This window comes from Microbacterium sp. UCD-TDU (assembly GCF_000340625.1).
GTDB lineage: Bacteria > Actinomycetota > Actinomycetes > Actinomycetales > Microbacteriaceae > Microbacterium > Microbacterium maritypicum.
This window is the reverse complement of the sequence record NZ_KB454446.1, coordinates 1,477,283-1,499,763: the sequence shown is the minus strand read 5'-3', so window position 1 is coordinate 1,499,763 and position 22,481 is coordinate 1,477,283. Positions and strand designations below refer to the sequence as shown.

Annotated in this window: 22 protein-coding genes; 8 read left to right on the top strand and 14 right to left on the bottom strand. The window is 69.5% G+C overall.

Going from position 1 to position 22,481, the window contains the following annotated elements:
• Positions 1–34: 34 nt before the first annotated feature.
• From D514_RS30120 to D514_RS30085, 8 genes are all read right to left on the bottom strand, one after another.
• Positions 35–952: a GNAT family N-acetyltransferase gene (locus D514_RS30120; protein WP_017830082.1), complete on the bottom strand. Its 918-nt coding sequence runs from the start codon at positions 950–952 to the stop codon at positions 35–37.
• The gene (locus tag D514_RS30115; RefSeq protein WP_017830081.1) at positions 949–1,905 is read right to left on the bottom strand and encodes a hypothetical protein; all 957 of its coding nucleotides are present in this window, start codon (positions 1,903–1,905) and stop codon (positions 949–951) included. The genes D514_RS30120 and D514_RS30115 overlap by 4 nt, the downstream gene beginning before the upstream one ends.
• Positions 1,902–2,915 carry a hydroxyacid dehydrogenase gene (locus tag D514_RS30110; RefSeq protein WP_017830080.1) on the bottom strand — a complete coding sequence of 338 codons (1,014 nt, stop codon included), beginning with the start codon at positions 2,913–2,915 and terminating at the stop codon, positions 1,902–1,904. The genes D514_RS30115 and D514_RS30110 overlap by 4 nt, the downstream gene beginning before the upstream one ends.
• Positions 2,912–3,973 carry a dihydrodipicolinate synthase family protein gene (locus tag D514_RS30105; protein WP_017830079.1) on the bottom strand — a complete coding sequence of 354 codons (1,062 nt, stop codon included), beginning with the start codon at positions 3,971–3,973 and terminating at the stop codon, positions 2,912–2,914. The genes D514_RS30110 and D514_RS30105 overlap by 4 nt, the downstream gene beginning before the upstream one ends.
• On the bottom strand, positions 3,973–5,007 hold the full coding sequence (locus D514_RS30100; RefSeq protein ID WP_017830078.1) for an NAD(P)-dependent oxidoreductase: 1,035 nt from the start codon (positions 5,005–5,007) through the stop codon (positions 3,973–3,975). The genes D514_RS30105 and D514_RS30100 overlap by 1 nt, the downstream gene beginning before the upstream one ends.
• Positions 5,008–5,026: 19 nt before the next feature.
• Entirely contained in the window at positions 5,027–5,932 is a 906-nt protein-coding gene (locus D514_RS30095) for a carbohydrate ABC transporter permease (RefSeq protein ID WP_017830077.1), read from the bottom strand.
• Positions 5,929–6,834, bottom strand: a complete 906-nt coding sequence (locus D514_RS30090) for a carbohydrate ABC transporter permease (protein WP_031205901.1) — start codon at positions 6,832–6,834, stop codon at positions 5,929–5,931. Before D514_RS30090 ends, D514_RS30095 begins: the two co-directional genes overlap by 4 nt.
• A gap of 76 nt (positions 6,835–6,910) precedes the next feature.
• Positions 6,911–8,152 carry an ABC transporter substrate-binding protein gene (locus tag D514_RS30085; RefSeq protein WP_017830075.1) on the bottom strand — a complete coding sequence of 414 codons (1,242 nt, stop codon included), beginning with the start codon at positions 8,150–8,152 and terminating at the stop codon, positions 6,911–6,913.
• 189 nt (positions 8,153–8,341) lie between these two features.
• On the opposite strand from D514_RS30085, the gene D514_RS30080 reads away from it, so the two are divergent.
• The 5 genes from D514_RS30080 to D514_RS30060 all read left to right on the top strand — a co-directional run bounded on the left by D514_RS30080 (position 8,342) and on the right by D514_RS30060 (position 13,466).
• Positions 8,342–9,526: an ROK family transcriptional regulator gene (locus D514_RS30080; RefSeq protein WP_017830074.1), complete on the top strand. Its 1,185-nt coding sequence runs from the start codon at positions 8,342–8,344 to the stop codon at positions 9,524–9,526.
• On the top strand, positions 9,523–10,536 hold the full coding sequence (locus D514_RS30075; protein WP_017830073.1) for a Gfo/Idh/MocA family protein: 1,014 nt from the start codon (positions 9,523–9,525) through the stop codon (positions 10,534–10,536). Before D514_RS30080 ends, D514_RS30075 begins: the two co-directional genes overlap by 4 nt.
• Positions 10,533–11,555: a Gfo/Idh/MocA family protein gene (locus D514_RS30070; protein ID WP_017830072.1), complete on the top strand. Its 1,023-nt coding sequence runs from the start codon at positions 10,533–10,535 to the stop codon at positions 11,553–11,555. The genes D514_RS30075 and D514_RS30070 overlap by 4 nt, the downstream gene beginning before the upstream one ends.
• A 294-nt stretch (positions 11,556–11,849) precedes the next feature.
• A complete protein-coding gene (locus tag D514_RS30065) occupies positions 11,850–12,854 on the top strand; it encodes a magnesium and cobalt transport protein CorA (RefSeq protein WP_031205899.1) in 1,005 nt (334 codons plus the stop codon).
• Positions 12,855–12,980: 126 nt separating this feature from the next.
• The gene (locus D514_RS30060) at positions 12,981–13,466 is read left to right on the top strand and encodes a hypothetical protein (RefSeq protein ID WP_144052994.1); all 486 of its coding nucleotides are present in this window, start codon (positions 12,981–12,983) and stop codon (positions 13,464–13,466) included.
• A 422-nt stretch (positions 13,467–13,888) separates the two neighbouring features.
• On the opposite strand, the gene D514_RS30050 is transcribed toward D514_RS30060, so the two are convergent.
• The 6 genes from D514_RS30050 to D514_RS0119450 all read right to left on the bottom strand — a co-directional run bounded on the left by D514_RS30050 (position 13,889) and on the right by D514_RS0119450 (position 19,318).
• Entirely contained in the window at positions 13,889–14,356 is a 468-nt protein-coding gene (locus D514_RS30050; RefSeq protein ID WP_017830068.1) for a hypothetical protein, read from the bottom strand.
• A complete protein-coding gene (locus tag D514_RS30045; RefSeq protein WP_017830067.1) occupies positions 14,353–15,261 on the bottom strand; it encodes an LssY C-terminal domain-containing protein in 909 nt (302 codons plus the stop codon). Before D514_RS30045 ends, D514_RS30050 begins: the two co-directional genes overlap by 4 nt.
• Before the next feature lie 67 nt (positions 15,262–15,328).
• Positions 15,329–17,155: a glycoside hydrolase family 15 protein gene (locus tag D514_RS30040; RefSeq protein WP_017830066.1), complete on the bottom strand. Its 1,827-nt coding sequence runs from the start codon at positions 17,153–17,155 to the stop codon at positions 15,329–15,331.
• Between the two features lie 28 nt (positions 17,156–17,183).
• On the bottom strand, positions 17,184–17,513 hold the full coding sequence (locus D514_RS30035) for a hypothetical protein (RefSeq protein ID WP_144052993.1): 330 nt from the start codon (positions 17,511–17,513) through the stop codon (positions 17,184–17,186).
• Positions 17,514–17,595: 82 nt separating this feature from the next.
• On the bottom strand, positions 17,596–18,147 hold the full coding sequence (locus tag D514_RS30030; protein WP_017830064.1) for a hypothetical protein: 552 nt from the start codon (positions 18,145–18,147) through the stop codon (positions 17,596–17,598).
• A gap of 37 nt (positions 18,148–18,184) precedes the next feature.
• A complete protein-coding gene (locus D514_RS0119450) occupies positions 18,185–19,318 on the bottom strand; it encodes an MFS transporter (RefSeq protein WP_017830063.1) in 1,134 nt (377 codons plus the stop codon).
• Positions 19,319–19,500: 182 nt separating this feature from the next.
• On the opposite strand from D514_RS0119450, the gene D514_RS30025 reads away from it, so the two are divergent.
• The 3 genes from D514_RS30025 (at position 19,501) to D514_RS30015 (ending at position 22,434) form a co-directional block, all read left to right on the top strand.
• A complete protein-coding gene (locus D514_RS30025) occupies positions 19,501–20,238 on the top strand; it encodes an SGNH/GDSL hydrolase family protein (protein WP_017830062.1) in 738 nt (245 codons plus the stop codon).
• A gap of 103 nt (positions 20,239–20,341) precedes the next feature.
• Positions 20,342–21,082: a peptidase E gene (locus D514_RS30020; protein WP_017830061.1), complete on the top strand. Its 741-nt coding sequence runs from the start codon at positions 20,342–20,344 to the stop codon at positions 21,080–21,082.
• Positions 21,079–22,434 (top strand): anaerobic C4-dicarboxylate transporter family protein, encoded by a 1,356-nt coding sequence (locus D514_RS30015; protein WP_017830060.1) that lies wholly within the window; start codon positions 21,079–21,081, stop codon positions 22,432–22,434. Before D514_RS30020 ends, D514_RS30015 begins: the two co-directional genes overlap by 4 nt.
• Positions 22,435–22,481 lie beyond the last annotated feature (47 nt).

Genomic DNA, 22,481 nt, shown 5'->3' with positions numbered 1-22,481 from the left:
CCCCAGTCCCCAGTGCTTTCTCCGAGCGGTTCGCTCAGAAGTAGTCGCCCGCCGTGAAGTGGCGGATGCCGCGCAGTCGCGCCTCACGCCGCAGCGGACGGATCATCCCGGTGCGGTCGTCCCGCCGCACAGCCGCGGGGGCGAAGGCGCGGAGTGCGCGTTCCTCATCGTCGAGAGCGGGGACGGCGAGATCGCACGACGTCACCCCGGCGGATGCCCAGTCCGCACCGATGGCGGAGAGCAGGTCATCGCGCGCAGCGTCGGCCTCCGGAAGCACGGCGCTCTCCAGGAGCATGCCGACGCCGCCGCGGCGCTCGGCGATCGCGTAACCGACCGGCGCCGATCCCTCGACCCGGACGTACAGGGTCACGCCCCTCATGCGCACCTCGGCCATCGCGCGGTCCCGGTCGCCGCGCACCGGGACCAGGACCACTCGACCTGCGCGCGAACGCTCGTAGACCTCCCGCAGTGGGTGGAGGCTCCCGAGCCCGACGGTCTCGCGCACGACCAGCCCCTCGGTCTCGGCCGGCACGAGGGGGTGCCACGGTCCGACCAGGGTGCGCGGCATGGAGAAGGTCTCGAACCCGCTCGAGCGATACACCTCCGGGGTGCCGGTGAACAGCAGCGCCCAGTCGGCGTCGCGCCCGGCCTGCAACGTCGCGGTGACGAGCCTGCGGGCGAGGCCCTGTCCCCTGGAGCGCTCGGCGACCGCGACGCTGCCGATCGCCTGCACCGCGGCGATGCCGCCGTCGGATTCGCGCAGTCGTTTGGGCAGACCGTAGATCGACCCGCACAGGCCCTCATCGTCTTCGGCCACGATCGTGTGCGCGAACCGTTCGTCGTCGATGAGCCACTGGTCAGGCGCGAGCGCAGGGGTGAACGCGGTCGCCCACAGTGCGGTGAGCGCGGGCTCATCCTCGACGCGCGCGGCGCGGATGCTCTGGCCGCTCATGCGTCGCCCCGCGCGATCTCGGCGGCACGGATGCTGTTCGCCACGACGCTCCGCGCCTCGCGCCAGGGCGCCACGGTCGCCCCCGCGGGCGCCGCATCGAGCAGTGCGCGGATCAGGCCGCGGAACCCGAGCTCGTCGTTCGCGTCGGCACCTCCCTCCGCACCGACATCGAGCGCGACCGAGCGGATGCCGGCGGTCGTCACCGCTTCCACCGCGTAGGCGTCCGCACCGGGCACACCGGTGACCAGCACCTGCACCGGCACCTCGCGCTCTGTGCCAGGCGTTCGCACCATGCCCTCGACGCCGGCGGCATCCTCGGACGCCGTGGCCGATCCGCGGCGCGAGCGCATCCAGCCCGATCCCGAGACGAGAGCAGCACCCGGCAGCAGCACGTCGAGCATCTCCCAGGCGTGCACCCCCACCGTCACCGCCGTGCCTCCGCCGCGCTGCGGGTCGTCCTGCCATGCGCGCTCCGGCAGCTGGAAGGCTGCATTGTCGTGCTGGGCATGCACACGGAGCGCGAGCACGTCGTGAGCCGGGACCTCCTCGGCGAGAGCTCTGAGCGCAGGCGCGAAGCGCAGGACAGAGCTCGTGCCGACGGGGACGGAGGATCCCACGAGCGCGCGGTCGACCTCGGTGAGCTGCGCAGCCGTCGCCGCCATCACCTTGTTCACGAAGACCGGAGCGGCGCCGCCGCCGAGCGCCTGTAGGAAAGGGCCGACCTCGTGCGGACGCGGCGTTGCGATGACGAGGTCGGGCCGGAGCGCCGCGAGCTCGCCGACCGAAGCCGCCGTGACCCCGCCGAAGCGTGCCGCGAACGCGCTCGCCGCTGCCACATCCGCGTCGTGCACCCCCACGACCTCGGCGCCGAGCGCGCGGACGTTCGCGGCGTCGGTGTGCGGATGAGAGTGCGCGAGCCCGGCGAAGGCCACGCGCAGCGGCGTCCCGGTCATGCCATCGACGACAGCTGGTCGCGGGAGACGGTGTGTGCGAGCGGGCGCCCCGCGGCGAAGGCCTCGACCTCGTCGGCGACGATCCGCCCCTGACGCCGGCGTCCCTGACTCGTGCCGGCCGCCCGATGCGGGGTCACCAGCGCGCCGGGCAGCGTCCTGAACGGACTGTCCGCCGCGAACGGCTCCTCGTCGAACACGTCGATCGCGGCGCTGAGCCTGCCGCGCTGCAGCTCCTCGATCAGCGCGGCCTCGTCGACCAGCCACGAGCGCGCGGTGTTCACGAGCCCCGCGCCGTCGCGCATCAGGGCGAGCTCGCGGCGACCGATGAGGTGGTGGGTCTCGGGCAGCGTGGGAGCGTGCACCGCGACGATCTGCGCGCGCCGCAGCGCCTCGTCGAGCGGCACGAGCTCGGCTCCGAGAGCCGCCGCCGCGTCGGCATCGATCGTCGGGTCGACCAGCAGAGCTTCGGCCCCGAGCGCGCGGATCAGTTCGAGGTAGGCCCGCCCGGTGCGGGAGGCGCCGATCACGGCGATGGGTGTGCCGAGGATCTCGCGCTGCACGCCCACGGCATCCGCGTCGTACCAGCCGTCGCCGCAGCGCAGGGCGTTGTGCATCTCGGGCACCCGGTGCAGCAGCGCGAGCGTGAACGTGAGCGACACCTCCGCCACCGGCCGCGCCATCCCCGCACCGGCCTGGGTGACCAGGATGCCGCGGTCGAACAGCGCGTCGGTCGCGAAGGGCTTGATCGTCGCACCGGTGTGCGCGATCAGTGCGAGCGCGGGCAGCGATGCCAGCACCGCGGCGTCGAACGGGCCGATGCCCCAGCTCGTGATGACGATGCGCGCCTCGGCGAGCTCCGCGTCCGTCAGGCGGTCGACACGCAGGAAGGTGCCCCCGAGACGAGCCGCGACCGCACGCAGGCGCTCCGCATCCTCGTCGGAGAAGAACTCCGTGAAGAGCTCTTCCGAGACGACCGCGACCACGGTCGGCACACTCCGCTGCGCGCTCATCTCAACCAGGCCTCGAGGTTCTCGGCGATGAAGGCGTCGTCGTTCAGCTCGGGGTAGGCGTGACGCACCCGCGCGATCTCCTCGGCCTGTCCCGGCGAGAGGCCCTCCGCGGGGTCGAGGCACCAGACGCCGTCGAGCAGACCCTGCTGGCGCAGCATCTCGTGCACGCCGGCGATCACGCCGTCGAAGTCGTTGCCGGGATCGAACACGGCCTGGTTGACGTCGACCATGTCGGAGGCGACGAGACCGAGCTCGCGGTAGGCCTGCGCATCGCCGGCCATCGCCCGCTGCGCGCGTTCGAGGAGAGCGACGGCGGCGCGTGTGCCGACCGCCCACTGTCCGAGCAGCCCGCCGACGAAGCGCAGCGTGCGCGCACCCGAGGGCGACTCCACGTGGAACTCGGAGAGCAGGTCGGCCACGATCGCATCGTCGTTACCGGTGTAGAGCGCGATCTCGTCGGCGCGGCCCGAGGCCGCGACGCCGCGCACCAGCTCGAGCGTGCGGTAGCGGTCGAAGGGGGCGGCCTTGACCGCGACGACGGCCGGGATCGAGGCGAACTCGCGCCAGAAGTCGCGGTCGAGCACGGGGCCGCCGATCGCAGTCTGCAGGTAGAAGCCGACCACCGGCAGCACGTCGCCGACCGCCCGGGCGCGCTCCAGCAGGGCACGCTCATCGGCGCCGGCCACGCGAGGGCTCACCAGTACGGCGTCGTAGCCCAGGTCACGGGCGAGCTCGGCCTCGGCGACCGCCTGAGCCGTGCCACCGGCGACACCGGCGATGCGTACGACGTCGGCGTTCGCCCGCGCGTCGAGCTCTTCCGCGGCGAGCGCGAGCACGGGCTCGAACAGCGCGTGCTCCGGATCGCGGATCTCGAACTGGGTGGTGTGCACTCCCACGGCGATGCCCCCGGCACCGGCGTCGAGGTAGTAGCGGGTGAGGGCGCGCTGGCGGCGTTCGTCGATGCGCCGATCGGCGGTGAGCGCGAGCGGATGCGCCGGGATCACGGCACCGCGGGCGAGGGTCGCCGCAGCCTCCGGGCGCAGGGTGGGAACCGCCATCAGAACTTCCCGTCCCGCACGGCCCACTTCGTCGGCTTGGCGATCATCGGAAGGCCCTTCTCGATCCAGTCCGCCTGCAGCCCGATCAACGTCTCGGCCGAGACGGCCGGGTAGCCGAACAGCGCCATGCACCGCCGGGCATCGCTGAGCAGGGCGGTGGGCTGGGGCTCGTCGACGATCGTGACCTCGCGGTCGAACAGGGTGCCGAAGCGACGGGCGATCGATTCCACGCTCAGCAGCTCGGGGCCGGTGAGGTTGATCGCGAACGGGGCGGTCGAGGCGTGCACGAGGCTGCGCAACACGACCTCGTTCGCATACCCCTGCCAGATCACGTTGACGTTGGCCGTCGCGACCGACACGGGCTGGCCCGCATGCACGGCGCTGCCGATGTCGGCGAGCACCCCGTAGCGCAGGTCGACGGCGTAGTTCAGGCGGATGATCGCGACCTTCGTACCGCGCTCCTGGGCGCCGAACTCGAAGACCCGCTCACGCCCGAGGCACGACTGCGCGTACTCGCCGATCGGTGCGGGCTGCACCTCTTCGGATGCTCCGCCGGAGGACGCGGGCAGGAACGGGTAGACGTTGCCCGTCGAGAGCACCGAGATGGCACTGTGGCGGTAGCGGCGGGCCACCCGATCGGGCAGGGCGGCGTTGACCTCCCACGCCCACGAGGCGTTGGTCGCGGCTCCGAACTTCGCCCCGACCATGAACACCACGTTGGGGGCGTCCGGCAGCGATGCGAAGTCGTCGTTCTCGATCAGGTCGAACGGGACGACCTTCACCCCTGCGGTCTCCAGACGCTCGCGGATCGCCGCGTCGCCGAAGCGGGAGACGGCGTAGACCGCGTCGCCCTGGCGCCCGGCGGCATCCATCCCGCGGCGCGCGAGCATGGCCAGCGTCGGGCCCATCTTGCCCCCGGCGCCGAGGATCACGAGGTCGCCCTCGCCCCGCGCGAGATCGTCGATCAGGCCGGCGCTCGGAGTGGCGAGTGCCTCCTCGAGCTCCGCCTCGGAAGTGAACTGGTGCTGAGTCATGTGGTGCTTTCCCTTCTTCTCAGCCCTTGATGCCCGTACCGGCCACGCCCTCCTGCACGTACCGCTGAGCGATGAGGTACGCGAGGAAGATGGGCAGCAGCGCCACGACGGATCCGGCGAGCATGGTGCTCAGCGGGACGTTCTGCTGCTGCAGCGACGAGATGCCGACGGTGAGTGTGAACATCGCGTTGGACTTCGCGATGATGAGCGGCCACAGGAAGTCGTTCCAGTGCCACAGGAAGACGAAGATGCCCAGCGTCGCCAGGATCGGCTTGCACAGCGGGAGCACGATCCGCAGGAAGATGCGGAACTCTCCCGCGCCGTCGATCCGGGCGGCCTCGAACAGCTCATCCGGCAGTCCCTGGATGAACTGCCGCATCAGGAACACGGCCTGCGCGTTCGCGAGCGACGGCAGGATCAGACCCCAGTACGTGTCGACGCCACCGAGGTTGGCCATGAGGATGAACGTCGGGATGAGGGTGACGTGGAACGGCACCATGACCATCGCCAGGAACGACCAGAACATCACCTCCTTGCCGCGGAAGCGCTTCTTCGCGAAGGCGTAGCCGGCAAGTGCCGAGAGGAACAGCACGGCGACGACCGAGACGAGGGAGTAGATGAGGGTGTTGCCGAGCCAACCGAGGATGTTCTGTCCCGCGAGCACCTGCTCGTAGGCGTCGAACGAGATGTCCTGGAAGGGCAGGAGGGAACCCGGGAGCTCGACGACCATGCCGGGCTTCAGGCTCAGCACGACCATCGCGTAGAACGGGAAGAAGCTGAGGATGCCGGCCAGGCTCAGCCAGATCCACCGGCCGACGATCCCCCACCCGGTGGGCTGGAGCGCGCGGTAGGCGTGACGCTGCTTCGTCGACATCTTCGGCGGCGTCACCGGTGACTGGGTCGGAGGCTGCAACAGAGCGGTCATTTCTGCTTTCCGATCACCAGGCGCTGGATGAGCGCGACGACGAGGGTCATGATGAACAGGGCCACACCGATCGCGGCCGCGTAGCCGTAGTCGAAGTAGCGGAAGCCCTGGTCGTAGAGCATGTACACGAGCGAGTAGCTGGCGTTCGCCGGCCCGCCCTGGGTCATCACGTAGATGACGTCGAACACCTGGAAGGCGGCTGTCGTCTCGATCACCGCGAGGAAGAAGAAGGTCGGCCGCAGCACCGGGAGGATCACGTAGCGGAAGCGCTGCCAGGCATTGGCGCCGTCCATCAGCGCCGCCTCTTCGAGCTCGCGGGGAACGTCCTGCAGCGCGGCGATGAGGATCATCATCCCGTAGCCGAATCGCGACCAGACTCCGACGACGACGATCGCGGGGATCACGAGGACGGTGCTGCCGAGCCAGGATCCGCCGAGCCCCAGCGGTGCCATCAGCGCCGACCACGGACCGTTCGCGGAGAAGATCCAGACGAAGATCGACCCGGCCAGCACGAGAGAGGTGATGACGGGGAGGAAGAAGATCGAGCGGAAGAAGCGCGCGCCCCGGAAGGCCCGGCGCACACCCAGTGCCATCACAGTGGACAGCACCAGCGCGATCGGCACGGCGCACACCGTGTAGATGAGGGTGGTGCCCATCGCCCGCCAGAACAGCGGATCGGCGATCATGCGCTGGAAGTGGTCTATACCACGCCACGAGATCTCACCGGTGATGTCGTAGTCGAAGAAGCTCAGGGCCACGCCGGCGATGCTCGGGCCGAAGCGGAAGGCGATGAACAGGAGGAAGGCGGGGAGCACGAACAGGAACGCGATCCGCGCCTCTCGTCGTGCGAGCACCCGGGTCACCCGCCCTGCGGGCCTCTTCGCCGTGGTTGCCGTCGTCATCAGTGATACCTCACGTGGGGGGAGTGAAGGGGCGCGGAGGCATGCGGAGTTCGGGCTCCGCATGCCCCCGATCGTGTTACTTCTTGATCAGCGGTGCCGCGGCTGTCGCGGCATCCTTCAGCGCAGCCTCCGGGGTCTTGTCCCCGAGGAGGGCCGCCTGGATCTCCGGCGCGAGCACGCCCATGAGCGCGCGGGACGAGGCATTGAGCTCGCCCACCGTGGTGTCGGGGACGTACTTCTCCACCTCGCCGAGCAGCGGGTCGTCCGCGTACAGCGGCGCGGTGGTGCTGAGCGCCGAGAAGTAGCCGGCCGCCTTGAGGTACGGCTCGACGACGTCGGCGCCGGTGGCGTACTCGACGAACTTCGCCGCAGCGTCCTGCGCCTTGGAGCCCTTGAGCACCGAGAGCGATCCGACCGTGCCGTAGGCCACGGACTCCTTCTCGGTCAGCGGCGCCATCACCTTGACGTTCTCCTCGCCCCAGAAGGGCACGACCTCGTTGACCGCGTTGTTCCACGTGCACGCGACCTTGCCCTGGGCGACGGCGGTCTGCTCGAGCGGGACGTTGGTGGTGAGCGCCTCGGGGTCGAGAGCGCCCGCCTCGGCCAGGTCGGTGAGGAAGGTGAGCGCCTGCACGCCCTCCTTGCTGTCGAACCCGACGTCGCCGTCCTTCGTGTAGACCTCGCCACCGGCCTGCCACAGCAGCGGGTAGTAGGTGAGGTTGAGGGTGTTCTCCGCGGATGCCGGGTAGTTCAGGGCGTACATGCCCTTCTCCGTGAAGGCGGGGGCCATCGCGGTGACGTCGTCCCAGGTCTCGGGGTACTCGGTGACGCCCGCGGCCTCGAACGCGGCGGCGTTGCAGATGAGGGGCTGAGCGCTGGTGAGGATCGGAGCCCCGAGGATGTCGCCGTCGAGCGTGACCGACTTCTTCACGTTCGGCAGCAGGTCGTCCTGGCGCTCGGTGCTCAGCAGATCGTTGAGCGGGGCGATCGACTTCTGATACGCCGCGAGCTGGTCGGGGATGAGGTAGACGACGTCGGGGCCCTTGCCGGCCGCGATCGCGGTCTGGAGAGCTTCGTCGCGGTTCGCCCACGGGAAGATCTCGTACTTCACGTTGATGTTCTCGTTCTGCTTCTCGAAGTCGGCGATCGTCGAGTCCCAGAAGTCCTTGTGCACCGCCTCGTCGGCGATGACCGGGTAGAGCCAGACCGTGATGTCCTGCTCACCCTCTGCGGTGTTGCCTCCGCCGGCCGAACATCCGGCCAACAGGGTGGCGGCCGCGAATCCCGCGACGACGCCGGTGATCTTGCTGACGCGCATGGTGCTCCTTTGCTTATACCGTGCTGAGTACGGTTCATTATGACACTGCAATGGGATAATTCGTCAAGTACAAGTTCTCAGACCCGTGTTTCAGCCGTGTTTCCCGTTCGAGAACATCAAAGCTTGATCTGAGAATTGGGTGTGCTAATTTGATCGCACCCGACGACGGAGAAGAAGGAAGGACCGCACATGGCCGTGACCAGTCCGCTCTCGATCGTTGCGCGATCCGCTCTGCAGCTGCGCGATGTCGGGCCCGCGACCGTGAACGACCTGTCTCGTTCGCTCGAGATCTCGCGCACCTCGGTCGAGAACGCCGTGACCGTCCTGGCCGAGTCCGGGCTGATCGTCGACGCTCCCGCCCTGAACGGCGGCGGTGCCGGACGCCCCGCCCGCCGCTACTCCTTCCACGGCGCCGCTGGCACCGTGGTGGGGGTCGACATCGGGGTCGCGAGCGTGCGCGTGGTGCTCGCCGACCTGTCCGGACTCGTGATCGCGCAGCGCAGCTACTCCGGTGTGGCCGCGCAGCCCGACGGCGCCTCCAAGCTCGCCGCCGTGATCGACGATGTGCGCCGCACCCTCTCCGCCGTCTCCATCCCCGCATCGAAGGTGCGCGCGGTCGGCGTCTCGCTCCCCGGCATCGTCGATGATGCGGGGCGCGTGACCACCTCCGTCGTCATCCCCGAATGGTCGGGCATCGACATCGGCTCCCAGCTGCGCCAGGCCTTCGGCTGCCCGGTCGCCGTCGACAACGGCGTGCGCCTCGCCGCTGTCGCGGAACACCACCTCGGTGTCGCGCAGCTGGTCGACGACGTGATCTACCTCTCGGTCGGCAACCGCATCGCGATGGGACTGATCCTCGGCGGACGCCCACGGCGCGGCATCCACAACGCCGCCGGCGACATCGGCCGGCTCGCCTTCCGGGGGCTGAACACCGAGACGGGTCAGATCTCGTGGCGCACGGCGCCGACCGCAGCCGAGGTGTTCGCGAAGGCACGCGGGGGCGATGAGGCAGCCCGGCAGGAGCTCGACGGCTTCATCGACGAACTCGCCCACGGGATCGCCACCCTGACCATGACGGTCGACCCGGCCATGATCGTGATCGGCGGCGGACTGTCCGCAGCGCACGAGCAGTTGCTCGACCCGCTGCGGGCCGCCCTGCCCGGCCACCTCGGCCTGCCGTTCCAGGTGCCGATCGCCGAAGCGCGCCTGGGCGCCGAGGCCGCCGCGCACGGAGCGGTCGTGCACGCGTTCCAGCGCCACGCCGCCGAGATCTACGGCATCGAGGACATGCCGGCCCCGCCGATCACCCCGCTGCCGATCGAGGCGGCCGGCACCGACGACACCACCGTCGAGAACACCGAGGAGAAGCAGTGAGCACGTTGAAGGTCGGACTCATCGGTGCCGGGGGAATCTCCCGCGTGCACGCCGACGCCTGGCGGGCGCTCGGCGCCCAGGGGTACGTCACCTCTCTCGTGGGAGCCGAGGCGATCGCCGAGGAGTACGGATTCGAGCTGGTCCCCGATGTCGACACGCTCATCGGTCTCGTCGACATCGTCGACATCGTGACCCCGAGCAGCACCCACGCCGACTTCGCGCAGCGGGCCATCGCGCGCGGGCTCGACGTGATCTGCGAGAAGCCGCTCGCGGCGACCGCCGAGGCCGCTGCGACCATCGCCCGCGCCGCAGAAGAGGCCGGCGTGCGGCTCTTCCCTGCCCACGTCGTGCGGTACATGGGCGAGTACGCCCAGATCAAGGCGGGCATCGACGCCGGTCGCATCGGCACGCTCGCCGTGCAGCGGTTCAGCCGCGCAGGTTCCGCCCCGCAGACCCCGTGGTTCTTCTCGGAGAGCGCCGGTGGCGGCGTGATCCGCGACCTGATGATCCACGACATCGACCAGGCGGTCTGGTTCGCCGGTCCCGTCGCGACCGTCTATGCGGTGCAGAACCCTCCGACTGTCGATGACCGCGTGCCAGCCCCCGTGACCTCGCATGTGGTGCTGACACACCGCAACGGCGTGATCAGCCACATCCACGGCAGTTGGGTCGCGCCGGGCATGCCCTTCCGCACGAGCGTCGAGGTCGCCGGCTCCGAGGGACGCCTGCGCTACGACAGCGCCGAGGACAACGCGCTGCGCACCGACGCGGTGCTCCCCGAGGGTGACACCGACTATCTGCCGCCGATGTCTCCGCAGGAGAGTCCGTACTACGCCGAGATCGCCGACTTCGTCGCCGCTGTGCGCGAGGGCCGTGACGCGAGGGTCAGCCCCGCCGACGGCATCGAGGCCGTGGCCGTGGCCGAGGCCGCGTACGCCTCGATCGCCGGCGGAGCCCCGATCACCCTGCCCGAACGCTCCGCCGCCGACACCGAGGAGGCCGCCCGATGAACACTCCCGTCCCACTGCGGATCGCTGTGCTCTCGTTCGCGCACACGCACTCGCTCAGCTACGTGCACGCCCTGAAAGCGATGCCGGGCGTCGAGCTGGTCGCCGCCGATCCCGACGGCGCCGCGGCTGCCGACGACGCGCTCCGGGGCGCGGCCCTGGCCGCCGAGCTCGGCGTCGCCTACGTCGACACCTACGACGAGGCCTTCGCCTGGAAGCCCGACGCCGTGGTGATCGCCGCCGAGAACTCCCGACACCGCGCCCTCGTCGAGCGCGCGGCCGCTGCCGGGGTGCACGTGCTGTGCGAGAAGCCGCTGGCCACCACGGTCGAGGATGCCGTCGCGATGCAGGAGGCCTGCGAGCGTGCCGGCGTGATCCTCATGGTCGCCTACCCAGTGCGCTTCGCGCCGAGCGTGCGCGACGCGATCACCGAGCTGCGCAGCGGTCGCCTCGGGAAGGTCCTCGGCGTCACCGGCATCAACAACGGGAAGCTCCCGCAGGACCGCGCCTGGTTCACCGATCCGGAACTGGCCGGAGGCGGCGCACTGGTCGACCACGTCGTGCACTGCGCCGACCTGCTCGACGAGCTCCTGGGCGAGCGGGCCCAGTCGGTGCGCGCCGTGTCCAACAGCATCCTGCACGCCGAGCGCGAGCTCGAGGTCGAGACCGGCGGACTCGTCTCGATCCGGTACCCGAGCGGCGTCATCGCCACCATCGACTGCTCCTGGAGCTGGCCGATGAGCTCGGCCACCTGGGGAGGGCTGACCCTCCAGGTCGTCGCCGAGCGCGGCACCGTCACCGTCAGCCCCTTCGCCAAGGGCGTCGCCGGGCACGATGCGCACGGCGAGACCTGGAGCCCGGTGGGCGCCGACCTCGACGCGCTGCTGCTCGACGAGTTCGTGCACGCCGTGCGCGAGGGCCGGCAGCCGCAGCCCGACGCGGGCGTGGGCATCCGCACGGTCGAGATCGCCACGGCCGCCCAGGCCTCTGCCTCCCGGGGCGGCGAGGTCGTCACGCTCTGAGCTCGCTCCACGCGGGAAGGCGCGACGGACCGGACACCGGACTCCCAGCAGACAGGGGTATGCTGACCCGTTGGGTCGTCCGACCCCGAAGAGTCCCGAAAGGCGGTGATGGCGATGTCCGGTGATAGTTACGACGCCGCCTTCGCTGCGTCGAGACTCCCTGCGTTCACGCGTTGACCTTCCGGTCCGCTTTCGCACGTCCTCCCTCGCAGCCGTCGGCGGCGTCATCCGTCCCTGACGAATCCGCGCACGGTGCTCTCTGCCGCCGTGCCCCTGCGAGAACGGAGCCGCATCATGGCGCTCATCGACAACGGCGTGTACGTCCACGGACGTCGCGTGGAGACCCCCAAGAACCTGGACGAGACCTACCGGCTGCTGGATGCGGCCGGCGGCATCGCCTGGATCGGCCTGTACCGACCCAGCCCCGAGGAAGTGGCGTCCGTCGCTCGCGAGTTCGACCTGCATCCGCTCGCCGTCGAGGATGCGCTCTCCGGGCACCAGCGCTCGAAGGTGGAGCGCTACGGCGACACCCTGTTCGCCGTGCTGCGCCCCGCGCGCTACCGCGATGAGCAGGAGTCGATCGAGTTCGGCGAGCTGCACCTGTTCGTCGGCCCCGACTTCGTGGTGACGATCCGGCATGCCGAGTCGCCCAACCTCGCCGCCGTGCGCGCCCGCATGGAGGCGAACCCCGCGCTGCTCGCGATGGGCCCCGAGGCCGTGCTGTACGCGATCCTCGACGAGGTCGTCGACGGGTACGAGCCGATCGTGGCGGGACTCCTCAACGACATCGACGAGATCGAGGACCAGCTCTTCGGCGACGGCGACGACGACAGCGCTCTCTCCCGCCGCATCTACGAGCTGTCCCGCGAGGTCATCAACTTCCAGCGCGCCGTGCACCCCCTGAACGGGATGCTGGAGTGGCTGCGCCGCGGTTCCGAGAAGTACCGCATCGACGAGGAGCTGCAGCGCTCCCTGCGTGACGTGCTCGACCACACGATCCGCGTGAACGAGAAGATCGACTCCTTCCGCGCGATCCTCGAGAACGCGCTGACCGTGCACTCCGCGCTCGTCGCCCGTCGGCAGACCGAGGCCGGGCTCGCGCAGAACGACGAGATCAAGAAGATCTCCTCCTGGGCCGCGATCATCTTCGCGCCGACGCTGGTCGGCACGGTGTACGGCATGAACTTCGATGTGATGCCCGAGCTGCACTGGGCGTTCGGCTACCCGATGGCCATCGGTGCGATGGTCGCCTTCGCCGTCGGTCTGTTCGGCGTGTTCAAGTACAAGAAGTGGCTCTGATCGCCAGGGCGGAGTCCGTCGTGGGGTTGGTCACCGCCGCGCGGAAACGGCGGTGACCGCCTGCTGCTTCCGGCAGCGGACCTGATGGAGACGGGGTTCACGCAGAGGGATTCCGAGGGGTTGCCAGTGATCACCGCCACGTACACGCAGCAGTACATGAAGGCCTATGCCGACGACAGCGCGAAGGGTCGGGGCCACTACCAGGACGTGAGCGCGTATCTGGACGCCTGCCGCAAGATCTTCGACGACTACTGCGACGGCAAGCCGGCAGATCAACAGGTCCACACGTGGCGCGGGCTGCTGCGGGTTCCGTGGAAGCTGGCCGCGCACGACGCGCTCCTGGCTGAGGACATGCCGGCCCTGAACGATGCCCTGTTCCACTTCGCCGCCGCCGAAGGCTGCCGGAACTGGACCGGCTCCACCCCCGACTACGCCTACCCCACGGTCAAACGCCTCTTGGCTGCGGGGATGTTCGATCGCGTGCCGCCTCTGCTGCCCGAGGAGTTCCTGGACCGCGGCGCATGGGCACCCATGGCCTCCGTGGTCATGGTGCTCTGGCACGGGCGTGAAGACCTCGCACCGAAGACCCGGAGGAGGCTTCCACCCAGCTGAACAACTACGTCAACGCGGTCTCGCGTGTCTCCGAATCGGGCGTCGGGCCGTTGGAGAAGCTGTTCTGGCCCTTCGCCCACGGACTGTACAACCTGGCGTGGAAGGTCTGGCCGGAAGACCGGGCCCGCTCGATCCGGCTCCCCGAGCACGAGCGCTTCTGCAACGACCTGGCTCTCTGGCAGAGCGAGAACGGCTTCCCGGCCGGCACCGTGCGCATCAGCTACCCCGAGCCGCTCGGGCTCGTCAACACGCTGCTGGCCACCACCCCACCGCCGCTGCATCTGCTCCCCCACGAGGATGCGTTCGACGAGGCCCGGTATCGCGCCGAGCTGACCGCGGCGGTCCTCGCCTCGCACGGCCGGATCTGGCGCGACGCGGGCGCACCGTCGTTCCCCCTCACGATCTGGGTGCGATCGGCAGCATCACTCGAGTGGCTCGCCGGTGCTGGCGAACCGAGGATCGTTCCGTCTGGCGAAGCTCCGGGCGCTCTGCGCCGACAGGGCGAGCAGGACGAGGATATCGAGGGCGACGCTGGCGAGCGAGGTCTGGAACGTGACGGGGATCCCGGCGTTCCACCAGTCGAGGAAGACGACGATGATGCTGAGCGAGGCGAAGCTCATCGCCACGATGCGGGCCCAGTTGGCCCCCGCGAAGACGAGGCCGGCGAGCACGCCATAGAACACGTACCAGACGCCGAGTGCGCTCAGACCGATGACGAGGAGGAGATCGGCGACGTCTGCGGGCACCAGCAGGCCACCATCGGCGGAGGCGAAGACATCCTCCCTGATCGCGCTCCAGTTCAGCACGTAGATGAGGATCGAGATGAACCCCCAGATCACGCGGAGCGACATCAGCACGGCACCGAGCCCGGTGGCCAGCGGACGCCTCACGACAGCCCCCGCAGCTCGGTGACCGGCGCCTGGTCGTCGGGATCCGTCACGGCGGCCGCCGGCTGCGCCTTCGTGACGTGGCGGAGATCGATGACCGGCAGATCGCCGTCGGTGTGGATGCTGTCACCACCGCCGTTTCGGGAGTGGTAGCCCGTGGAGAAGTCGCGGATGATGACGATGCGCACCCCGGCGTGGGCATCCCGCAGCGTGCGGACGATGTGATCGCGTTCGATGTCGATGTCCGCATCGATCTTGTGCGTGACCTGCAGGGTGAACAGCGAGAACCCGACAGCACGGTCGAAGGTTCCGGCGGCCACCCAGTCCACGCGGTGCCCACCGGGCAGCATCCACCCCTCGGGACAGCGCCAGAACCTCACGTGGTGCCGCTTGGCCGGGTTGCCCTCGACCTCCTGCTGATACGCGAGATCCTGTCGACGACCGAACAGGAAGAGCGGGCTGACGGGCGCCTCGTCGTAGCTGCGCCGCAGCACGGTCGACTGCACGATGCGCCAGGTCGACGCGGCGGTGATCTCGTCGGCGCGCGTCCATCCGGCCTCGGCCATGCATCGGGTGAGCTGCTCCTGCGTGCCCAGGACAGCGAGGTTCACCGGATCACCGAGCAGGCCGTCGCTGGTTCGGGCGCGCCCGATGAAGTAGCTGGGCACGTAGATGCGCGTGAGGATGGAGTGCAGTCTCGGCAGCACGAGGTAGGCGAGGAGCAGCCAGAATGCGATCGCGAAGGCGATGGCCCACCAGCCCCACGAGAACGCCTCGGTGATGAGAAGGTAGGCGAGCCAGATCGCGGCGACACCGGCGAAGACGAAGAAGGCATCGTCGAGAGCCGCGTTGACGGAGAACCGCCGACGCTGGACCAGAGGATCCCGCCTCTTGACTGGTTCCGCCATGTCCACATCCTAAGAAGTGCCCGCACCGGTGAGAAGACGCTGATCGCGCACCGCTCGACGCGGCTGTTCAGCGCATCCGGGATTCCGTCATGGCCAGGGCATCGGCGGCGCGCACGAGCGCGAGATGGGAGAACGCCTGCGGGGTGTTGCCGAGCTGCCGCTGCGCCACCGGGTCGTACTCCTCGGAGAGCATCCCCACGTCGTTCGCCAGCTCGCACAACCTCTCCATGAGCGCGGCCGCCTCCCCGCGCCGTCCGGTCAGGGCATACTGCTCGACGAGCCAGAACGAGCAGGCGAGGAACGCACCCTCGGTTCCGGAGAGTCCATCCACTCCCGTCGCGGTGCGATACCGACGCACCAGCCCGCCCGACATCAGCGTCTGCTCGATGCGCTCGACCGTCGCCAGCATCCGCGGGTCGTCCGGTGGGCAGTAGCCCACCTGCGGAAGGAGCAGCAGCGAGGCGTCGACCTCGGTCGTCGCGTAGTGCTGCACGAAGTGGCCGTCGACGACGCCGTCGCGATCGATCTCCTCGCGCATCCGATCGCGCAGCCCACGCCAGCGCTCCACGGGGCCTTCGAGGCCGTACTCCTCGACCGCGAGCACCGCGCGGTCGAACGCCGCCCACATCATCACCCGAGAGTGGGTGAAGAGACGGGGCTCACCACGGATCTCCCACAGTCCCTGATCGGGGCGATCGATCTGCTCGGAGGCGAACCGCAGCAGCTCGCGCTCCAACGGCCAGGAGAAGCCCGACTCGTTGAGCCCCGCCGCCCGCGCGGCCGACAGCGTCACCAGGACCTCGCCGACGACATCCGCCTGATACTGGCCCGCCGCGCCGTTGCCGATCCGCACCGGCGTCGACCCCTCGTATCCGGGGAGATTCGGGAGAGCCCGCTCCGGAAGGTCGCGCTCACCCGCCGGACCGTACATGATCTGGAGATCGGCGGGGTCTCCGGCGACGGCCCGCAGCAGCCATTCCCGCCACTGCCCGGCCACACCGAGGAAGCCGTGGGCGAGCAGCGCCTCGAGCGTGAGGGCGGCATCGCGCAGCCAGACGTAGCGGTAGTCCCAGTTGCGCACACCCCCGATCTCCTCGGGCAGCGCCATCGTCGCCGCGGCGGCGATACCGCCGGTCTCGTGGTTGGTCAGCGCCCGCAGGATCAGCAGCGACCTGACCACCTCGTCGCGGTGTGGACCGTCGTGCGAGATCCGATCCGCCCAGTCCTGCCACCAGGCCTTGGTGTCGCCGAGCTCCTTCTCCACCTCGAGAGCCGGCGGGACCTCGAGGTGCGAGGGGAACCAGGTCAGCTGCAGGTCGCGCACCTCTCCGGCGGCCACCGTCAGCTCACCCCGGTGCTGATGGTCGATCGGCTTCAGGGGTGCACCGCGCAACGCGACGGCATCGGGCCCGCCCATCGCGACCAGACACGGCTCGCCGGGCGATCCGACCTGACGCACCCACGGCATCACCCTGGCGTAGTCGAAGCGGATGCTCAGCCGCTGCTCGAAGCGCATCGCGCCCTGCACGCCGACAACCCTGCGGATCAGGTCGGTGCGGCGGATCGCGGTGTCGGGGTCGAGTCCGATCGGCATGAAGTCGTGCACCTCCGCCACTGCTCCCGCGCTCTCCCAGCGGGTCACGAGAACGAAGGTGTCATCGTCGTATCGTCGGGTGCTCACGGCAGCAGGGTCGGTCGGGCGCAACAGCCATCGCCCATGAGACTCGTCCCCGAGCACGGCCGCGAACGTCGACGCCGAGTCCAGCCGCGGCAGGCACAGCCAATCGATGCTCCCCGCGCGCGAGACGAGCGCCGCCGTGCGGCAGTTGCTCAGCAGGGCATAGTCCTCGATGCGTGCGCGCACCTCGAGGTCGGGGGTGTCGATCCTGTCCATCGCCTGTTCGTCCTCCTCCGTGTCCGCCTCAGCGTTCCTGCCCGCGGATCGTCCTGACCAGTACGGGGAGCCCGACCATCGCGATCCCCCAGAACACGCCACCCCAGATCAGCGCGTCACCGGCGAACGACGCCCAGTCGTACTCCGTCGGATAGCTGATCCCGGTGCGGCCGGTCAGGCGCAGCGCCACCTCTTGCGGATACGCGACGAACGGGTTGGACGAATGATCCTGCGTGATCCAGGGAAGAGGGAAGCCGAAGCGGACGGAGGCGAGGTCGGCGTCGGCGTGCACGGGGACACGCTGGCCGACGCTGATCCACCACGTCACCACGACGCCGACCGCGGCGGACCCGAGCACCGACAGCACGGTACTCGGGTTCGCCGCTCCACGCCGCTTCGGCGGATCGGAACGAGGGCTCGCGGTCTCCACGGGAGCGGACTTACGCCGGCGCTGCGCTCTCGTCGGGACCGCTGATGTGGTCGAGCAGGTCGTCGAGCGTGTCGAACGCGATGGTCTCCGAGCCGTCGAGCTCTCGCACCTCGACGCCGTCGACCTCGAGATCGTCGTCCAGTTGCACGAGGATCCGCGAGTCCGGGAACTGCTTCGGTGCGAGGAAGGCGAGCAGTACGGCGTCTGCGAACACCACGACCGACGTGGCCTCGAGGTCGTCGCGCAGGTCGATCTGCTCGACCACGGGCTCGTCGTCCACCGCGTCGTCGATGTCGGCGGCCACCTCGTCGATGATCGCGCGCCAGCGCGACTCCCCCACCGAGAGGATGCGCGAGACCGCGGCGATCAACGCATCGTGATCGACGTCGTCGCCCTGTTCATCATCGTCTTCGAGCTCCGGGTCGACGTTGACGTTGACCACGGTGCCCGCGGCGTCGATGCTCGCGCGTCCGTAGACCAGGCCGTTCTCCGCGAGGGGATCTTCGAGCAGTCCGCTCTCGACGATGCGGGCCAGGAGGGTGTCGAGCGCAGGCGAAGTCATGCCTCCAGTCTTTCGCATCGAGCGCGGTCGTGGGCGGTCATCGCGCACGGAGCAGCGGAGCCAGGAGCACCCCGATGGCCGCCAGGATCGCAGCCACCACCAGCACCCCGGCCGCCCCGTTCTGTGCGTAGGCCATGCCGGCGACCACAGGACCGGCGAAGGCTCCGAGATTCAGTGCCGCGGTGGCGTAGGCGCCCCCGAGCACCGGAGCACCCGACGCCTGCCCGACGATGCGAGCGATCAGCGCCGAGCCGACGGCGAACGACAGCATGCCGCCGGCCGCCGCCCCGATGAAGACGCCGGGCACCGCGTCGACGCACGCGGCGAAGACGATCCACACCGCGGTCGTCGCCACGGCGCCGACCCGGATCCAGGTGCGCTCGATGCCGGCGGCCCACCGACCGGTCGCGGACACCCCGAGGAAGGCCCCCACACCGAAGGCGGCGAGGAGCGGAGGGATCCAGGAATCGCCGACGCCGGCATCGGTGCCGATGACGGCGAGGAATGTGAAGACGCCGAAGGTCGCGGCGTTCACCACGACGGCCATCACCACGGCGACGAGCACCGGACGACGCCGAAGCTCGGCGAGCTCCCCGCGCACAGCGATCCGCGGCGAGCGCGCGACGGCGACGAGGGTGCGATCACGCAGCAGGGCCACCACGGCGGGCAGACACAGCAGCACGACGGCCCAGAAGGTCGAACGCCATCCGTGGGCGTTCGCCAGCACCGCGCCGGCAGGAACTCCGACGATCGTGGCCAGAGTCGTGCCGGCGAGCAGCACCGCGACGGCACGTGTCGTCTGCGCCGGCTCGACGATGACCCGCACGGTCGCCAATGCGATCGCGAGGAACCCGGCATAGGCCAGCGCCGCGAACACCCGGCTGACGAGCAGCACCCAGAAGGACGAGACGAGGGCGCCGACCGCATGCGCGGCGATGAAGGCGAGGAGCAGCAGCACGAGAGTGCGCCGCGGTGCCCAGCGGCTGGCGAACACCGCCATGATCGGCGCGCCGATCACCATGCCGACCGCGAATGCCGACGTCAGCAGCGCAGCGGTGGACGGATCGACGTCGAGGTCGGCCGAGAGGGGAAGGAGAAGGCCGGCGAGCATGAACTCGCTGGTGCCCTGGGCGAAGATCGCCAGGGCCAGGACAGGGACGAGCAAGGGCATGGAGCATCCAGACACGAAGACGCCGCGCGAATCGCTCAGGGCGAGGAACAGCGGGCGAGAGAAGGGTCGACAGGGATGCGGGGAGCGCACGACGTGCACTCGACCCGCGATCTACGGTCTGTCGGACTCAGGGCTCACCCCTCCACGGTAACCCACGCCACGCGGCCGATAGGCTCGGAGCCGTGTCGAACGCCGAATCCCCCGCCTCCGCCTCCGCCGCATCCGACCTCCGCCGCATCGCCGCCTCACTCGCAGCACCCGCACCGCTGAACTGGGTCATCACGGGCGACTCGATCACGCACGGCCTGGTGCACACCCAGGGCGGGCGCAGCTATCCGGAGCACCTGCACGAGCTGATCCGCGGTGAACTGGAGCGCGTGCGCGACGTCGTGCTCAACACCGCGATCAGCGGCAACCGCATCGTCGACCTCCTCGACGACTGGAATCGCCGCGTCGCGTCATGGCGGCCCGACGTCGTCACCCTGATGATCGGCACGAACGACGCCTCCGACGGCGGACCGCGCGAGGTCATCACCGCCGACGACTACGCGGCTTCACTGCGTGACTTCGTCGCGCGGGTGCGCGAGATCGGCGCCGTTCCCGTCCTGCAGACACCGCCGGCCATCGACGTCCGCAACGCCCCGGAGCGGGCCCGCATCGGAGAGTTCGCCGAGGCCGTGCGTCAGGTGGCCGCCGGCGAAGACGTCATCCTCGTCGACCAGTACGCCCGCTTCGCCGAGCTCGGCGCCGGCGGAGTGCCGTGGGGACTCATGAACGACCCGTTCCACCCGAACACCGAAGGCCACGCGGCCCTCGCCCTCGAACTCGCCCACGCCATCGGTATCCGCCCCGAAGGCCCTCGCGCACGCACTTTCGCGCTGCTCGAAGGACTCGTGGCGACCGCCCGACAGAACGCATAGGCGGCCCGGACCCCCTCACCCGTCGTGGACGAAAGACCTCTGGACGCAGCCGCAGGCCCGCAACTAGGTTGAGCGCATTCACACTCGTCGGAGAGGTGGGGGCATGTCTCACGTGGTGGCAACAGGGGCCGGCAAGGCCATGATGGAGCGGCGGAACGATCCGACGCACGACTACATCCTCGGACTCACCGGCAAGGAGCGACCCCGGGTGCTCTTCGTCGGCACCGCCACGGGTGACGACGCCGCGTACATCGTGAGCTTCTACGCCACCTACGACTCCGACAGGTGCGCGCCGCATCACCTGCCCCTCTTCCACCGAGCGGTCGACGACCTCGCCGGTTTCGTGAAGGGATTCGACGTGATCCACGTCGGCGGGGGCAACACCGCGAACATGCTCGACGTGTGGAAGCGCCAGGGTCTCGACGAGATCATGCGCGAGATGTGGGAGGACCCCGACTCCAACGTGGTCTTCACCGGGGGCAGCGCCGGCGGTATCTGCTGGTTCGAGGGCGGGACCACCGACAGCTACGGCCCGACGCTTCAGGTGCTCCCCGAGGGACTCGGGTTCCTGCACGGCAGCTTCTGCCCGCACTACGACGCCGAGGACCAGCGCCGCCCGCTCTTCCACGCCTCCCTGTTGAGCGGTGAGCTCTCCACCGGGTACGCGGTCGGCAACCTCCAGTCGCTGCACTTCGAGAACTCCGCGTTCGTCACCGCGGTCAGCCCGGTCGAGAACCCCCTCGCCCTGCGCGTCGAGGCCGTCGACGGGAAGATCGTCGAGACCGCGCTTCCCACCACCCTGCTCACCGGGAGCGCCCCGATCGTGAAGGGGCCCTCGTCATGAACGACAACGTGTGGATCCTCATCGCCGAGCTGCTCGTCGTCATCGGCGCCATCTACATGGGCACCCGCACGAGCGGGATCGGATTGGGCGTCTGGGGACTGGTCGGCGTGGCCGTGCTCATCTTCTTCTTCGGAGAGGCCCCGGGCAACGCCCCGGTCGATGCGGTCTTCATCGTCATCACGGTGATCACCGCGGCCTCGACCATGCAGGCGGCCGGCGGCATCGACTGGATGGTGTCGGTGGCAGCGAAGGTCATCAGGCGTCGGCCGAGGTCGGTGGTCTTCCTCGCCCCGGCGATGTCGTTCCTGTTCACGGTCGGCGCCGGCACGGGCAACATCTTCTACCCGCTGCTTCCCGTCATCTACGACGTCTCGTACCAGCAGAAGATCCGCCCGGAGCGGGCACTCTCGGTCTCGGCCGTCGCCTCGCAGGTCGGCATCCTCTGCTCTCCCGTCTCGGCCGCGACCGCCTCGATGGTGGTGCTGCTGGCCCCGCAGGGCGTCGATCTCGGCGGGCTGCTGCTCATCATGTGGCCGGCGTCGATCGTCGGGCTGTTCGTCGCGGCGCTCGTCATGATGCGCCACGGCAAGGACCTGGAAGACGACCCCGAGTTCCAGCGGCGTCTCGCCGAGCACCAGATCACGCCGCCCGAGACCGACGCGCACGAGAAGAAGCTGCCCCCCACCGCCGTGCTCTCCGCCTCGCTGTTCCTCGCCGGGGTCGGCGTGATCGTGCTCTTCGGCCTGTTCGAGAACCTGCGTCCGGTGATCGGCACCGACGACGCGGGCGATCCGGTGCGCCTCAGCGTCACGGTCATCATCGAGGTCGTGATGGGCATCATCGCCGCCCTCATCTTCATCTTCTGCAAGGTGAAGGCGGCAGATGTGCCCAAGCAGCCCACCTTCCCCGCCGGTATCGTCGGCGCCATCGCCCTCTTCGGCATCGCCTGGTTGGCCAACACCTTCGTCGCCGCGAACCAGACCCTCATCGTCGATGGGCTCGGAGCCGTGGTCTCCGGGTCGTCGGCGTTCCTGGGTGCGCTGCTGTTCGCGCTGGCCCTCTTCGCGGTCGCGATGCTCACCACCAGCCAGTCGAGCGCGACGAACGCGATCGTGCCGATCGGCATCACGATCGGCCTACCCGCCCCGCTCCTGGTGGGCCTGTGGCCGGCCGCGATGGGCATCTACACGCTGCCGGCCAACGGCAGTCAGGTCGCCACCGTGGCCTTCGACCAGACCGGCACGACCAAGATGGGCAAGTTCGTCTTCGACCACTCGTTCCAGCTGCCGAACCTCATCTACGTGGCCGCCGCGATCATCATCGGCGTGCCCCTGTCGTTCCTGTTCGCCTGAGCCGCCCCCGAAGACGTCACCTCGACGAGCCCGCCGGGCGATATCGT